Origin of the sequence: Lacrimispora sp. (assembly GCF_046972725.1) — a bacterium.
Taxonomy (GTDB): domain Bacteria; phylum Bacillota; class Clostridia; order Lachnospirales; family Lachnospiraceae; genus Lacrimispora.
In genome coordinates this window covers 727,589-742,807 of the sequence record NZ_JBKVXF010000001.1, presented here as the reverse complement: position 1 = coordinate 742,807, position 15,219 = coordinate 727,589, and the positions used below count along the sequence as shown (strand labels likewise).

The window sequence follows — 15,219 nt, the reverse complement described above, 5'->3', positions numbered from 1 at the left end:
TTTTATGCAGGAGGGTTTTGATTATGAGTTTTAGCTGGTGCTTTGCAAAGAAACAGCCGGTCCGGCCGGTATCTTGGACTCGCTGCTGGCCCCTTGGGGAGCCTGGGATGTATCAACCGTCTGCGCAAACGTATTTTTTCCAGCTTTTTGTAAATATTCAATGATTCCCTTTGCGTCAGCTTCGCCCAGGGCTTTGTAGTTTTCCTCTGTGGAAAGGAATAAAGTCAGATCACTGGTGTGGTTTATAAAACCGTGTTCAATGATAAACCCCCGGATACCATACATCTGGGAATAACGTGGAATGGCATAATAGTCTGCCAGACTTCCATCTGCAAAGTGAGTTCCGTTCTGAGAATCCCTGAGGATCAGTCCCCGGTTATGAAGGCCCAATGCACTTAACTGGTTTAAAATGGTTTTTGCAGCCTCCTGTGACTGAAGGGCCAGTTCGTTGTTGTAGCGGCCCGCCTTTGGAGCCATAGAGCTGACGCCATATGCATTGCAGGTGGTTCCGTTGCCGGGAGCCGCATCCACATGCTGGCTGACAAAAAGATCGGCATGAACCGAGGCTGCAAAGGCGGCCCGCTGTTCCAGTGGAACGGTCTTTTCGGCACTGTCTTTGGTTAAATAGACCGTATAATCTGAGTTCTGTTCCAGATACTGTTTGGTATAAGCTGCGATCTTCATGGTGATTTCATCTTCGTAATATTTAACTCCGTTATATTCAAAGCTGCATCCGGAGTAGTGGCCCTGTGTTTTTCCGTGGCCGGGGTCCAGAACCACTACCAATTTTGAAGAATTGGATACGCCGGGCCCGATTTGAGGAGCCGTTGTTTTCGTAACAGGAGGAGCAAAAGCAGGTCCGGTTTCTTCTTCCGCCCGGGCAGGAGCGGAAACGGTGGTGGAAATCAGTGCAGCCAGTAAAAAGACCCTGACAGAGGCCGTAAAAACATTCTTTAATTTGATCATGACAGATCCTCCCGAATAATCGCATTTTGTCTCATATTATAGCACTCCTTAGAAGGTTTTGTAAACGGCCTTCTATGCATTCACCCAATGTTATGATAAAATAATTTCACAGAGCAAAAGCAGGAAAGAGAGGCTTTACTAATGAAGTATTATTTTGCACCCATGGAAGGAATCACAGGGTATGTTTACCGGAACGCCCATCGCAAATTTTTTAAAGATGTGGATGTGTATTACACTCCGTTTCTCGTACCGACTCAGAACCGGGTGTTTTCTTCCAGAGAAAAAAATGACATTCTGCCGGAGCACAATGAGGGATTATATCTGGTTCCCCAGATTCTGACCAATAAAGAGGAAGATTTCCTATGGGCGGCACAGGAACTAAAGATGTATGGTTATAAAGAAGTCAATTTAAATCTGGGCTGTCCGTCTGCCACAGTCGTTTCCAAAGGAAAAGGTTCTGGTTTTCTGAGCGATCCGGACAAGCTGGATCATTTTCTTGAAAAAGTATTTTCTGACATTGATATAGGGATTTCCATTAAGACCAGAATCGGGAAGGAGCATCCCGATGAATTTCCCCGGCTTCTGGAAATCTTTAATAAATATCCATTACAGGAGCTGATCATTCATCCCCGTGTTCAGAAGGACTTTTATAAAAATGAACCTGACCTTTCTGTATTTAAAGCAGCGGTTACAGAAAGCAGAAATTCTCTTTGCTATAATGGAAATATATTTTCCCCGGAGGATTATAAGCGATTTACAGATGCATTTCCGACCGTTGACCGTGTTATGATGGGCAGGGGGCTGGTGACAAACCCTGGCCTGGCAGGAGAAATTAATAAAGATGAAGTTATGAATAAACGGTTGCTGAAAGAGTTTCATGATGAGGTGCTTGCCGGATATGAAAGGGTGATTTCCGGTGACCGGAATGTGCTGTTTAAGATGAAGGAATTATGGGCCTATATGATACAATGCTTTAAAGACGGAGAAAAGCATGCAAAAAAAATCAGAAAGTCCCAGAACCTTGCGGATTATCGTTCTGCTATCGCTGCATTGTTTGAGGAATTGGATTTAAAATAGAATATTTTGTACTTGAGAGGTTGAAATAAACTATATCTTGTGGTATATTCTTCCTACGACATATAATAACAGTTATTGGTATTGATATTAAACAATAGATTGGCAGGAATAATCGATGGATATGAAACATGGAGAACAGGTACTTTTGGAGTATTTTAAAGACATACCGGAGTTTTCGGCAGTGCTTTTTGGCATTCAGTCCACATGGACCGGTCCCGCCTATGGCATTGAACTTCTTTCTGATAAGTTTTGCTCATTTTATAAGAGCGAAGAAAGTATCTCCCAAAGGCTTAAGATTCTTACGCAGGCAGCGGTAGAGCTGACCACTCAGGAAGCACCGGACTGGGAATATATAGGAGCAAGATTTTTGATGCTTCAATTTGAATTATCTTTAAAGGAGGAACTTCTGCGGCAGAACATCAGAAGCTTTTACGATAAGATATGCTATTTGACAAAAGAAGGGCTTTATGGAGACTATATTCTAAAGCATTACCGGAAAGAAGAGATTGACCGCTATGAAGGGTATCTGGATCCGGAAAGAAACCATCTTCTCAACTACTCCGGTCTTGAGCTGCTTTTAAGCCGTTATGTTATCCGCAGTCATCAAAATATTCCGTTAGAGACGCCTCAGGAGATGTTCCTTGGGATTGCCATGCATCTTGCAATGGAAGAAAAAACAGACCGGGAGGGCTGGGTGAAGCGGTTCTATGACATGTTAAGCACTTTAAAGGTCACAATGGCTACGCCTACGCTTTCCAATGCCAGAAAGCCTTATCATCAGCTTTCATCCTGTTTTATAGATACGGTTCCGGACAGTCTTAACGGGATTTACCGGAGCATTGACAGCTTTGCCAAGGTCAGCAAGTTCGGAGGCGGCATGGGGCTTTATTTTGGCAAGGTACGTGCGGCAGGCAGTAGCATTCGCGGCTTTCAGGGGGCAGCGGGAGGTGTGATCCGCTGGATCAAACTGGCCAATGATACGGCGGTTGCGGTGGATCAGCTGGGGGTACGCCAGGGAGCCGTAGCCGTATATCTGGATGTCTGGCATAAGGATTTGCCAGAGTTTCTTAACATAAGGACCAATAACGGAGATGACCGGATGAAGGCTCACGATGTTTTCCCTGCGGTCTGTTACCCCAACCTGTTTTGGAAAATGGCAAAGGAAAATATAGAGGGAGACTGGTATCTTATGTGCCCTCATGAGATTCTTACTGTAAAGGGCTGGGCCTTAGAGGATTTTTATGGAACCCAGTGGGAGGAACGGTATCGTGAGTGCGTGAGTGACAGCCGGATACAGAAGAGAATCATTCCGGTTAAAGATATTATCCGTCTGGTGTTAAAGAGTGCGGTGGAAACCGGCACCCCCTTTGCGTTTAACAGAGACATTGTAAATGAAGCGAATCCAAACAGTCACAGCGGCATTATTTACTGCAGCAATCTATGTACGGAAATCGCCCAGAATATGAGTGCTGTGGAAGAAGTGGAACAGCGTTATGAGACGGTAGACGGAGAGACTGTGGTGGTTACTGTTACGAAACCGGGAGACTTTGTGGTCTGCAATCTGGCAAGCCTGTCTCTTGGAAATATTAATTTAGATGATAAAGACGAATTGACTCAGTTGACAAGAAGTGCTGTCAGGGCACTTGATAATGTGATTGATTTGAATTTCTTTCCTGTACCATATGCAAAGCTGAATAATCTTCGCTATCGGCCCATAGGACTGGGCGTAAGCGGTTATCATCATATGCTGGCAAAAAATCAGATTTCCTGGGAGTCAGAGGAACACCTTGCATTTGCCGATCGGATTTTTGAAGCAATTAATTTTGCTGCGATTGAGGCAAGCTGTGATTATGCGGCAGAAAAAGGCTGCTATGAAAAATTCCCAGGCAGTGACTGGCAGACCGGTGCCTATTTCACAAAACGGGAATATAGCTCCCCGGAATGGGAACGGCTTCGGAAAAAGGTTGCCTCCCAGGGCATGAGAAACGGCTGGCTCATTGCCATTGCACCTACAAGCAGTACCAGTATGATTGCCGGTACGACCGCAGGACTTGACCCGGTCATGAGCAGATATTATATGGAGGAAAAGAAGAATGGACTGGTTGTGCGTGTAGCTCCGGATCTGTCTCCGGAAACTTTCTGGAGATATAAAAATGCTCACCTGATTGATCAGAAGTGGTCCGTTCGGGCAGCAGGTATTCGTCAGAGGCATGTGGACCAGGCGCAGAGCATGAACCTTTATATCACGAATGATTATACCCTGCGTCAGGTGCTGCAGCTTTACATTCTGGCATGGGAATGCAAGGTAAAGACTATCTATTATATACGTTCCAAAAGTCTGGAAGTAGAGGAGTGTGAGGTATGCTCCAGCTGATCGTTCAGCCATTGTAAGAAAGCTTATAGAAGAAACAAAAAACAGGAGGGAGCGAGGCGAAAGTATGGAACAATTGAAAAAAAGACCTCTTTTTAATCCGGATGGAGATATTGATGTAAGAGAGCGCCGGATGATAAACGGCAATACCACCAATCTGAATGATTTTAACAATATGAAATATTCCTGGGTAAGTGACTGGTACCGTCAGGCCATGAATAATTTCTGGATTCCGGAAGAAATCAATCTGGGCAGAGATACGAAAGACTATCCTCTGCTCAGCCCCTCAGAGCGGCGGGCCTATGATAAAATACTGTCGTTTCTGGTGTTTTTAGACAGCATACAAACTGCCAATCTTCCGGCAATCGGTGAATATGTGACTGCCAACGAGATCAATCTGTGTTTATCCATACAGACCTTCCAGGAAGCGGTCCACAGCCAGAGTTACAGCTATATGCTGGATACCATCTGCGAACCGCAGACAAGGAATGAAGTGCTTTATCAGTGGAAAAGCGATCCTCATCTTCTCCAGCGGAATACATTTATCGGAAATCTGTACAATGAATTTCAAAAGGATAAAAGTGCATTTGCTTTTATGAAAGTGGTAATTGCCAACTTTATACTGGAGGGAATATATTTTTATAGCGGATTTATGTTTTTTTACAATTTGGGCCGGAATCATAAGATGACCGGTTCTTCCCAGGAAATCCGGTACATTAACCGGGATGAAAACACTCATTTATGGCTTTTCCGCAACATGATTCTGGAGCTTACAAAAGAAGAACCTCAGTTATTTACCCCGGAATGTGTGGAAATCTACCGCGGCATGATAAGAGAAGGCTGTGAACAGGAGATTGCCTGGGGCTGCTATGCCATCGGTGACGAAGTCCCCGGATTAACGAAACAGATGATTACGGACTATATCAAATATTTAGGAAATCTGCGATGTACAAGTCTTGGCTGGGAACCCCTGTATGAAGGACATGAAAAGGAACCGGAAAGCATGTCATGGGTCAGCCAGTACAGCAATGCAAACCTTATTAAAACAGATTTTTTTGAGGCAAAAAGTACGGCTTATGCAAAAAGCAGTGCATTGATTGATGACCTGTAACTGGAAATGGACTGGCCTTGACAAACTATTTTTTTCATGTTAGTATAAATTTACTCTGAAGAAAGAGTACCAGTCAGGGGCAGTACTGGTTTCGACAGGGACTATGCAGCTGGTGAAGCTATCCGCATGCGATGCGTTAAATGGCAAACAAAATATAAACGCTAACAATAATAAATTAGCTTTAGCTGCTTAATGCAGCTTGTCGGCCTTAAGGCACTCACACTTTAAGATCCCGGCATCGACGATGTGAGAAACGACGTATACAAAGCTTTGAGTATGCGGACGTATTATGAAGCTACTGAAGTTGTCAGGGTGTCAGTTCCCGGACAGCGGAGGGAATGTCAATAAACTGACTATGATAGTAGAAGAACAGGGAATTAGTTTTTGGACACGGGTTCAACTCCCGTCTGCTCCACTCTAAAAGTCTAGTAGATGCTAGGCTTTTTTATTTTCGTGTTGCATATTATATGAAGAAATATGATTTTACTTTCTGTTTGAAAAATCTATCTTTCTATATCCAAGTTTTGATATTGTTGGATTCGTATTCTCATAATTATTTCCAATAGCATAAATCCATTTGCTAAAAATTAAATGCTCCAAAGCATGGTTCTGTGGTATAGTAATAGAAGCATTTTTTAAATGTGGAAGAAAGGTTTTTGTTAAGGAGAAAAATATGGCAAAGTTGTATTTTAAATATGGTGCAATGGGAAGTTCCAAGACCGCCAATGCGCTGATGACCAGGTATAGTTATATGGAAAAGGGAAAGAAAGTACTGCTTGTAAAGCCTGATGTTGAAACCAGAGATGACATTAAGAAAATCAAATCACGAATTGGTTTAGAAGCAGAATGCATTTTGTGGTCCGAATTGGAAACCTATCATCCGGATACAATCAAACAGTATGATGTGATTATTGTAGATGAGGCACAATTTCTTTCAGAGAGTAATATTGATCTGCTTGCCGAATTTGTGGATTACTATCAGATTCCGGTCCTGTGCTACGGACTCCGAACAGATTTTACTTCCCATCTCTTTCCCGGTTCCAAAAGGCTTATGGAACTTGCAGATGAAATTGAGGAATTAAGAACCGTCTGTTGGTGCGGTAATTCTGCAGCTATGAACGCCAGGATCAATAAAGACGGTAAAATTTTAAGAAGCGGTAAACAGATTTTATTGGGCGCAAATGATAAATATGTACCGCTGTGCCGGAAACACTATAAGGAAGGAAAGATTAAAGAGGAGCTCTGAGCGGCTTTTCACCATGCAATAATCAGTGATTCAATACGGCATGGGTCAAGGTTACTGCAAAATCGATAGGTTTTGTTGAAAAATCAATCAATCATTACTCACAATGAATGGATGGAAAAATTTACCAGTACTTATTTCCCCTTTTTTTCTTGATTTATAAATATATAATTGTTAATATATGGGAATAATTATTGATATTATAAGGAGATATTTGTATATGCCAAGAGGAGTAAGAAAGTCATCAATTGAAAGGCTTCAAAAAGAATTAAACGATGTACAGGAATCCATTCTGCAGTATAAAAATTCCATTACTGCATTGAAAGAGAAGGAAAAAGCAATTCAGGAGAAAATTGAAATGGAACATTTTAAGGAAGTTTCCTCCATTCTGGATGAACATAATATGTCTCTTACAGATTTAAAAGAATTGCTTATTTCCAGAGAAAAATAGAATTATTGATTTTCAGGCCGAAGACTCTTTTGTTTTCGGCTTATTTTGTCTGTGTTTGGTTATTTTGGTCAAGTTCTTTTCACGTTTTCGGCAAACCCGGCATATCTTGAATCATATGATAATATGTCAAAGGAATTACAAGACAATGCGCAGGGAGAAAAGGTTGCGGAAATGTTCGCTGGATAGAACGATGTATAACCATTACAGAGAGCTATTTAAAGATAAAGGGTTCATAATATTCCGGGTGAGAGGAATGCTTTATTATAACCGGACCGTAAAGATGGAGCCCCAAATTACAGCACGGGTCATGGAAACTGCCAGACAGGCAGGAATGGGAGTGGCAGGAGCAAAATACCGTGTGAAATCCAGAAAATCCTATTTTAAGAAAATAGGAAGAAAATGTAATCCCAGAGAAAAGGGGTATGAGGTAAAAGACATACTGAGATATACGTATACCGCTTCCGGGGAAGAACTTGTGGAAAAAATTTTAAAAGTTATTGAGATGTATTCAAATTCAGGTTATAATACGGTTGAAATCAAGAATTACTGGCTTGACGGACAAAATCCATACAATGGGATCAACACGACTGTGCGTTCTCCGGAAGGGCTGACTTTTGAGCTGCAGTACCATACGCCGGAAAGCTTTGAAGTGAAGAATGGAAAGATGCATGAACTATACGAAAGGCAAAGGCCAATCAAAGACGTAAGCAGTAGAGCGTACATAGAACTGGGTGATCAGATGTTTGAATTATCAGATTCTATGGAAATTCCGAAGGGCATAGAAAAGGTGAGATCGCATGAATGAAATAAGATTTTTGAAATTGACCGATTATGACAATCAGGGAACTGTGATAAAGCAGGAAGGAAGACAGTTCTTTGGGTATGAACATGGAGTGTGGGTAAGGCGGGGATTATCGCTTGGGTATTTTTATCCGGATGCTCCCGAATTTGAATGCTACGAAGTAATAACAGAAAAAGAAGCAAAAAAACTTCTGAATGCGGAATAATGCCACCGGTTATAGACGGTTGGTATGATTCCGCGTTCTTTTTCTTTTTATTCCCATAACAGGCAAACAATACATAGCATGGCTTGCGTCCGGTTTTATTTTTCGTCATTGTATTTGTATTTTAAAAATTTATACCTATTTATTACATGTAAGCTTGTAAATGGGTTATCATATTACCGCTATAGATATTATGAAACCGTTATTTTGTTAAAATAACGAGTGGTTGTGTTGCGTTTTTTGTAGAAATACACAAAAGTTTAGATAATTTTTATCAAAAAACCATAATTTGTTTCGTTGCATTTAAATTCATACAGTGTTATACTCTCATATAGTTAATTAGCTAATTATTAATATGCTAACCGAAAGGGGGGTATTCTATAAATGAAATCAATGTGTGGAATGGATGACGAAGGCACGGAGAGTCCTCTTTCCTTGCGTAAAAATGTAATGAGGGGATATCTGAGGATCATGAAGCTGCACCGTTCGATTTTGGAGTCGCGCTTCAAGCAGACGAAGGTTTTCCGCAGTCAGCACCAGATTTTAATGATGCTTTCAGATCATAATAATGCATCCCAAAAAGAACTGGCAGAACGCCTTTATGTTTCCACAGCTACCATAGCAGTTACTGTGAAAAAGTTAGAAAAAGGCGGATTTATCACCCGGATCACAGATCAGGAAGATAACCGGATAAACAAGCTTTGTCTTACAGAAAAAGGAAAGCATATGGTGAAAATCAGCCGGGAATATTTTTCAAATGTGGAAGCACAGATGTTTCATGACTTTTCAAAAGAAGAATTGATTGTCATGGAACAATTTTTAAAACGTATATATGATAATTTATCTCAAATACCTATGGATAAGGACATGGCAGAAAGAGAGGATTTATAACTTGAAACGATACTTTAAATATATAAGGCCGTATCTGAGTGCATTTATTCTTGCACCGCTGCTGATGCTGACGGAAGTTTTTGGAGAAATACTGCTTCCAAAGCTGACTTCCATGATTATCAACAACGGAGTTGCGGGAAGAGATGTGGGATACATTATGCGTGTTGGCGGAGTCATGATAGTCATTGCCGCGATTATGGCAGCAGGGGGAATTGGAGGCGCTTATTTTTCGTCAAAGGCATCTATTTGCTTCAGCACGGATTTAAGAAAGGATATTTTCCATAAAGTCCAGCAGTTTTCTTTCAAAAACATTGATGAGTTCAGTACCGGATCTCTTGTCACAAGACTTACCAATGATATCCAGCAGATTCAAAATGTTATCATGATGAGTCTCCGTCTGATGTTCCGTGCACCTGGAATGCTGGTTGGCGGTCTGATTATGGCCTTTCTGATGAACCGGCAGCTGGTGCTAATTCTGCTTGTGGTAATTCCATTGCTGCTTTTGGCTATTTTCATTATATTAAAGATAGCATTTCCGCGGTTTGAGGCGATGCAGAAGAAGATTGACCGCCTGAATTCAGGGGTGCAGGAAGCGTTGACGAATGTGCGGCTAGTCAAGTCTTTTGTAAGGGAAGGCCATGAAGCGGAAAAGTTCAAGGAAACGAACAGAGATTTAAAGGAAGGCAGCCTTGCAGCTATGAAAATCGTCATAGCGACAATGCCTGTCATGATGCTTGCAATGAACATCACGACTGTTGCCGTCGTCTGGTACGGAGGGAATTTAATCATCGCAGGGAAAATGCCGGTAGGAGATTTAACGGCATTTACTATCTATATAGTTCAAATACTGATGTCCTTGATGATGCTTTCCCTGGTTTTTTTACAGTCCTCCCGTGCGTTGGCATCCTTAAAACGAGTGAATGAGGTTCTGGATACAGAAATTGATCTAACGGACGAACATGCGGCACAAAAGTCAGCGGTGGTGACCAAAGGAAAGGTAGAGTTTCGTAATGTCAGCTTCCAGTATGCAAAAGGCACAGAGGAGATGGTCCTGAAATCAATTAATTTTACGGCGGAACAGGGCGAAACCATAGGCATCATTGGTTCTACAGGAAGCGGAAAAACATCTCTGGTACAATTGATCCCCCGCCTTTACGATACGGACGAAGGACAGGTGCTGGTCGATGATATTGATGTGAAGGATTATTCCATCAGAAATTTAAGAGAAAGTGTTGCTATGGTATTACAGCAAAATGTTCTGTTTTCCGGAACCATTGAAGAAAATCTCCGCTGGGGAGATGAAAATGCAACCATGGAAGATATTATTCAGATGGCAGAAAGTGCGCAGGCCAACGGGTTTGTATCCGGTTTTACCGATGGATATCAGACAGATTTAGGCCAGGGAGGTTCCAATGTATCCGGAGGTCAGAAGCAAAGATTGTGCATTGCCAGAGCCTTGTTAAAGAAACCTAAAATACTGATTTTAGATGACAGTACTTCGGCTGTTGATACGGCAACAGAAGCGAAAATCCGTGAGTGTTTTCAGACGACCTTAAAAGATACCACCAAATTCATAATCGCACAAAGAATCGGTTCTGTGGAACATGCAGATAAAATTATTGTACTGGACGAGGGTGAGATCGTGGGCATGGGATCACATGAAGCGCTTTTGGAGTCCTGTGAGGCTTATCAGGAAATCTATTATTCCCAGCGGGACCGGGAAGAAAAGGAGGGTGCATAAATGGAGAATCAGCAAAGGATTGAAAGCTTAAAGAAGCGTTACGGACGATCTGTACCACCCCCAAAAAGTAACGGTGCCATGGGAAGAAAAGAGATAAAAACAGGAGCTCCGAAAAATACAAAGGCAACAGTAAGGCGTCTCCTTTCCTATTTAAACGAATACAGGCTTTTTATGGGAATTGCGCTTATCTGTGTCGTTGCAGGAACGTTATCGCAATTGGCAGGTTCCTATATGCTCCGGCCACTCATCAACGAATACATTGCCCCCATAGACGGCACCAGAGGGAATGTTTCCGGCCTGTTCAGAGGAATTGCAGTCATGGCATCGGTGTTAGCTCTTGGTGTGGCTGCAAACTATATACAGTCCAGAATCATGCTGACAGTGGCCCAGAATGCACTTCAGAAAATAAGAGATGATCTTTTTGAAAAAATGCAGACCCTTCCTGTGCGGTTTTACGATACAAACAATAACGGTGATCTGATGAGCCGCTTCAGCAATGACGTGGATACCATCGGTCAGATGCTAAGCAATACGCTGGTTCAGCTTTTTTCAGGTGCGCTCAGTATTGTTGGAACGCTTGCTTTGATGATTTATACAAATATATGGCTGACCCTGGTGACCATCATCATCGTTCCTATCATGGTAAAGGCCGGTAAATCCATAGCGATGAGAAGCCAGAAGTATTTCACGGCTCAGCAGGCTTCCCTTGGGGCGGTCAACGGTTATATAGAAGAAACGATCAGCGGCCAAAAGGTAGTTAAGGTATTCTGCCATGAAGATGTGGCAGAAGAAGAGTTTGAAATTTTAAATGAAGATTTGAGAAACAATATGATCCACGCCCAGTTCTTTGGAGGAGTCATGATGCCCATTATGGGCAATCTAAGCCAGTTAAATTACACATTGACTGCCTGTGTGGGAGGACTTTTGTGTGTACTTCGTGGATTCGATGTCGGAGGACTTACGGTATTTTTATCTTTCTCCAGACAGTTCAGCCGTCCCATCAATGAGATCTCCATGCAGGTAAGTAATGTATTTTCCGCACTGGCAGGTGCTGAACGGGTATTTGCTATTATGGATGAGGAACCGGAACCTGCAGACGATAAAGATGCAGTGGTTTTAGAACCAATGAAGGGATATGTGGAACTGAGCCATGTGACCTTTGGGTATAATCCTGACAAGATGATCTTAAAGGATATCAGTCTTTATGCCAAGCCAGGGCAGAAGATTGCCTTTGTAGGTTCAACCGGAGCCGGAAAAACCACGATCACAAACCTTCTTAACCGTTTTTATGATATTCAAGGCGGTGAAATCACCATTGACGGGCAGAATATCCGCCACTTAAAGAAGGAAAATCTTCGTAAAAATATTGCAATGGTACTTCAGGATACACATCTGTTTACAGGAACCGTCATGGAAAATATCCGTTACGGACGGCTGGAAGCAACAGATGAAGAGGTCATAGAAGCAGCAAAAACAGCGTCGGCATACTCCTTTATCATGAGACTTCCAGCCGGATTTGACACGGTTTTAGAAGGAGACGGCTCCAATTTAAGCCAGGGACAGAGGCAGCTTTTAAACATTGCAAGGGCAGCCATTTCAAAAGCTCCTATCCTGATTCTTGATGAAGCTACAAGTTCCGTAGATACCAGAACGGAAAAGCATATCGAACGAGGCATGGACCAGCTGATGAAGAACCGCACCACCTTTGTCATCGCACACCGTTTGTCTACTGTCCGCAATGCCGATGCAATCATGGTACTGGAAAACGGAGAGATCATCGAGCGTGGAGACCATGATGATTTGTTAAAGCAGAAAGGAAGATATTATCAGCTTTATACAGGAGCTGTGGAATTAGATTAATGAATAATTTATATATGTGATAGGACAGGAGCATGGAAGCGTTTTATCCATGCTCCGATTTTTATTGAAAGATAACGCAATGGTTTTCAGAAAAAAGGAATAGAAAAAAATGTATTAAATAAAATATGATGGGAAATAAATTTTAAAGACAGTCATTGGTTGGTTAAAGGATTCACATTGTTTCGTGTAATAAAATATGGTATACTGATTAGAACGAAAGCGTTTATAGAGAAAGGGGGAATTAGATGGGCTTACCTACATTTAAGGGAGGCGTTTATCCTTATGAGGGAAAAGAATTGTCAGAGAATAAACCGGTAAAAGTGCTCCAGTCAAAAGGTGAGATGGTTTTTCCTCTGGCCCAGCATATTGGTGCGCCGTCAAAGCCTTTGGTGGCAGCAGGAGACCGGGTTTTGGTCGGTCAGAAGATCGGTGAGATGGACGGTTTTATTTCTGCCTGTGTGATCAGCTCTGTTTCAGGAACCGTGAAAGCTATTGAACCAAGAAGGGTAGCCAGTGGTTCTATGATACTGTCAGTCATTATAGACAATGACGAAGAGTACCAGGCGGTTGAATCTTTTGGATCAAAGCGTGACACCAAAAACTTATCAAAAGATGAGATACGAAATATTATCAAAGAGGCAGGCATCGTAGGATTAGGCGGAGCAGGATTTCCAACTCATGTAAAGCTGTCTCCAAAAGATGAATCAAAGATAGATACGATTATTGTAAATGGCGCGGAATGTGAGCCATATCTGACATCGGATTACCGAATGATGATAGAGGAGCCGGAAAAGCTTATTGAAGGACTTCAGATTATTCTAAAGCTTTTTGACAATGCAAGAGGCGTGATCAGCGTGGAGAATAACAAGCCCAAAGCAATTAAAAAATTACAGGAACTTGTAAAAGACAGACCACGGATCTCGGTTCTTCCTGTTAAGACAAAATACCCCCAGGGTTGGGAAAGAACCCTTATATATAGTGTGACAGGAAGAAAAATAAACTCGGATATGCTTCCGGCAGAAGCTGGCTGTATTGTGGATAACGTGGATACAGTGATTTCCATATATAATGCGGTTGCAGAAAATATTCCGCTGATCCGCCGTATTATTACGGTATCAGGAGATGCCATACAAAATCCTCAGAATTACAACGTAAGGATTGGAACCAGTTACCAGCAGCTGGTCGAAGCTGCCGGCGGATATAAGGCGGAACCGAAAAAATTGATTTCCGGGGGGCCTATGATGGGACAGGCCTTGCCTGATACCAATATTCCTGTTACTAAAGTTTCCTCTGCACTCATCGCCATGGCGGAAGATGAGGCTTTAAAAGCCCCTGCCACCCCATGCATCCGCTGCGGAAGATGCGTTCGTGTATGTCCGAGCCGTGTGGTTCCTCAGAAGATGGTGATAGCAGCAGCTAATTCTGATATGGAACGGTTTATAAAGCTGAATGGAATGGAGTGCTGCGAGTGCGGTTCCTGTTCGTACATCTGTCCTGCAAGAATTCCGCTCACGGAAACATTTATAAAAACGCACCAGATGATTACAGCGGGTGAAGATAACAAAAGGGGGGAGAAAAAATGACAAATATATTAAGCACTTCTTCATCACCTCATATCAGAAATCAGGTAGCCACACCGAATATTATGTATGATGTTGCCATTGCCATGATTCCTGCTTCTGCATATGGCATCTACCAGTTTGGGATAAAGGCGGCACTTGTTTTGCTTGTCAGCGTTCTTTCCTGTATTTTGAGTGAATATGTTTTTGAAGCCCTTATGGGGAAAACGGTTACTGTAAGTGATGGAAGTGCACTTGTTACCGGAATGATCTTAGGGCTCAATATGCCGCCTGCCATTCCTTTATGGATTCCGTTTTTAGGCGGTTTGTTTGCCATCATTATTGTTAAGCAGCTGTACGGCGGTATTGGTCAGAACTTTATGAATCCTGCTTTGGCAGCCAGATGTTTTCTTCTCATTTCTTTTGCAGGGCAGATGACCACGTTTACATACCATGACGCGGTTGTAAGCCCTACCCCGCTTGCTTCTTTAAAAGCAGGACAGTCCGTGGACCTGACTGCTATGTTTATCGGGAAGATTCCAGGATCGATAGGAGAAGTATCGGTGATTGCTCTGCTGATCGGAGCTGCCTACATGCTGATCCGAAAGGTAATTTCTATCCGGATTCCGGCTGCGTATTTAATTACCTTTGCTCTGTTTGTATTTATCTTTGGACGTCAGGATCTTTCTTATGTGCTGGCACATTTGTGCGGCGGCGGGATTATCTTCGGTGCATTTTTTATGGCTACAGATTATTCGTCCAGCCCGATTACAAAAAAGGGACAGATTCTCTTTGGAATTCTTTTAGGAATATTGACCGGCTTGTTCCGTTTGTTCGGAGGTTCTGCAGAAGGTGTTTCCTATGCCATCATTATCAGCAATATTCTGGTGCCTCTGATTGAGGAGATTTCTCTTCCGGTAGCGTTTGGAAAGGAGAAAAGATAAG

13 protein-coding genes and 1 other RNA gene are annotated in these 15,219 nt (G+C 42.4%); 13 read left to right on the top strand and 1 reads right to left on the bottom strand.

Features of this window, described 5'->3' with window-relative positions; genetic code table 11:
* Positions 1-30: 30 nt before the first annotated feature.
* A complete protein-coding gene (locus ACLTWA_RS03710; protein WP_412326203.1) occupies positions 31-966 on the bottom strand; it encodes an N-acetylmuramoyl-L-alanine amidase family protein in 936 nt (311 codons plus the stop codon).
* A gap of 141 nt (positions 967-1,107) precedes the next feature.
* Between ACLTWA_RS03710 and ACLTWA_RS03705 the strand changes: the two genes are divergently transcribed.
* From ACLTWA_RS03705 to ACLTWA_RS03645, 13 genes are all read left to right on the top strand, one after another.
* Positions 1,108-2,043 carry a tRNA dihydrouridine synthase gene (locus ACLTWA_RS03705; RefSeq protein ID WP_412326202.1) on the top strand — a complete coding sequence of 312 codons (936 nt, stop codon included), beginning with the start codon at positions 1,108-1,110 and terminating at the stop codon, positions 2,041-2,043.
* A gap of 115 nt (positions 2,044-2,158) precedes the next feature.
* The gene (locus ACLTWA_RS03700) at positions 2,159-4,417 is read left to right on the top strand and encodes a ribonucleoside-diphosphate reductase subunit alpha (protein WP_412326201.1); all 2,259 of its coding nucleotides are present in this window, start codon (positions 2,159-2,161) and stop codon (positions 4,415-4,417) included.
* A 64-nt stretch (positions 4,418-4,481) separates the two neighbouring features.
* A complete protein-coding gene (locus ACLTWA_RS03695; RefSeq protein ID WP_412326200.1) occupies positions 4,482-5,525 on the top strand; it encodes a ribonucleotide-diphosphate reductase subunit beta in 1,044 nt (347 codons plus the stop codon).
* Between the two features lie 76 nt (positions 5,526-5,601).
* Positions 5,602-5,943, top strand: a transfer-messenger RNA (tmRNA) gene (gene ssrA / locus ACLTWA_RS03690).
* Positions 5,944-6,198: 255 nt separating this feature from the next.
* The gene (locus ACLTWA_RS03685) at positions 6,199-6,771 is read left to right on the top strand and encodes a thymidine kinase (RefSeq protein ID WP_412326199.1); all 573 of its coding nucleotides are present in this window, start codon (positions 6,199-6,201) and stop codon (positions 6,769-6,771) included.
* 217 nt (positions 6,772-6,988) lie between these two features.
* Positions 6,989-7,219 carry a hypothetical protein gene (locus tag ACLTWA_RS03680; RefSeq protein ID WP_412326198.1) on the top strand — a complete coding sequence of 77 codons (231 nt, stop codon included), beginning with the start codon at positions 6,989-6,991 and terminating at the stop codon, positions 7,217-7,219.
* Positions 7,220-7,472: 253 nt separating this feature from the next.
* Entirely contained in the window at positions 7,473-8,024 is a 552-nt protein-coding gene (locus tag ACLTWA_RS03675; protein WP_412326197.1) for a hypothetical protein, read from the top strand.
* Positions 8,017-8,226 (top strand): hypothetical protein, encoded by a 210-nt coding sequence (locus ACLTWA_RS03670; RefSeq protein ID WP_412326196.1) that lies wholly within the window; start codon positions 8,017-8,019, stop codon positions 8,224-8,226. The genes ACLTWA_RS03675 and ACLTWA_RS03670 overlap by 8 nt, the downstream gene beginning before the upstream one ends.
* Positions 8,227-8,607: 381 nt before the next feature.
* Positions 8,608-9,114 (top strand): MarR family winged helix-turn-helix transcriptional regulator, encoded by a 507-nt coding sequence (locus ACLTWA_RS03665; protein WP_412326195.1) that lies wholly within the window; start codon positions 8,608-8,610, stop codon positions 9,112-9,114.
* 1 nt (position 9,115) lies between these two features.
* Complete coding sequence (locus ACLTWA_RS03660; RefSeq protein WP_412326194.1) at positions 9,116-10,855, top strand: ABC transporter ATP-binding protein; 1,740 nt, start codon at positions 9,116-9,118, stop codon at positions 10,853-10,855.
* Complete coding sequence (locus ACLTWA_RS03655) at positions 10,856-12,715, top strand: ABC transporter ATP-binding protein (RefSeq protein ID WP_412326193.1); 1,860 nt, start codon at positions 10,856-10,858, stop codon at positions 12,713-12,715.
* 245 nt (positions 12,716-12,960) lie between these two features.
* Positions 12,961-14,298, top strand: coding sequence for an electron transport complex subunit RsxC (gene rsxC, locus ACLTWA_RS03650; protein ID WP_412326192.1), 1,338 nt, complete (start codon positions 12,961-12,963; stop codon positions 14,296-14,298).
* Positions 14,295-15,218, top strand: a complete 924-nt coding sequence (locus tag ACLTWA_RS03645) for an RnfABCDGE type electron transport complex subunit D (RefSeq protein WP_412326191.1) — start codon at positions 14,295-14,297, stop codon at positions 15,216-15,218. Before rsxC ends, ACLTWA_RS03645 begins: the two co-directional genes overlap by 4 nt.
* Position 15,219 lies beyond the last annotated feature (1 nt).

Coding starts and splice junctions, on each gene's coding strand:
- ACLTWA_RS03710 (WP_412326203.1), bottom strand. CDS start 966: ATGATCAAATTAAAGAATGTTTTTACGGCCTCTGTCAGGGTCTTTTTA.
- ACLTWA_RS03705 (WP_412326202.1), top strand. CDS start 1,108: ATGAAGTATTATTTTGCACCCATGGAAGGAATCACAGGGTATGTTTAC.
- ACLTWA_RS03700 (WP_412326201.1), top strand. CDS start 2,159: ATGGATATGAAACATGGAGAACAGGTACTTTTGGAGTATTTTAAAGAC.
- ACLTWA_RS03695 (WP_412326200.1), top strand. CDS start 4,482: ATGGAACAATTGAAAAAAAGACCTCTTTTTAATCCGGATGGAGATATT.
- ACLTWA_RS03685 (WP_412326199.1), top strand. CDS start 6,199: ATGGCAAAGTTGTATTTTAAATATGGTGCAATGGGAAGTTCCAAGACC.
- ACLTWA_RS03680 (WP_412326198.1), top strand. CDS start 6,989: ATGCCAAGAGGAGTAAGAAAGTCATCAATTGAAAGGCTTCAAAAAGAA.
- ACLTWA_RS03675 (WP_412326197.1), top strand. CDS start 7,473: ATGCTTTATTATAACCGGACCGTAAAGATGGAGCCCCAAATTACAGCA.
- ACLTWA_RS03670 (WP_412326196.1), top strand. CDS start 8,017: ATGAATGAAATAAGATTTTTGAAATTGACCGATTATGACAATCAGGGA.
- ACLTWA_RS03665 (WP_412326195.1), top strand. CDS start 8,608: ATGAAATCAATGTGTGGAATGGATGACGAAGGCACGGAGAGTCCTCTT.
- ACLTWA_RS03655 (WP_412326193.1), top strand. CDS start 10,856: ATGGAGAATCAGCAAAGGATTGAAAGCTTAAAGAAGCGTTACGGACGA.
- rsxC (WP_412326192.1), top strand. CDS start 12,961: ATGGGCTTACCTACATTTAAGGGAGGCGTTTATCCTTATGAGGGAAAA.
- ACLTWA_RS03645 (WP_412326191.1), top strand. CDS start 14,295: ATGACAAATATATTAAGCACTTCTTCATCACCTCATATCAGAAATCAG.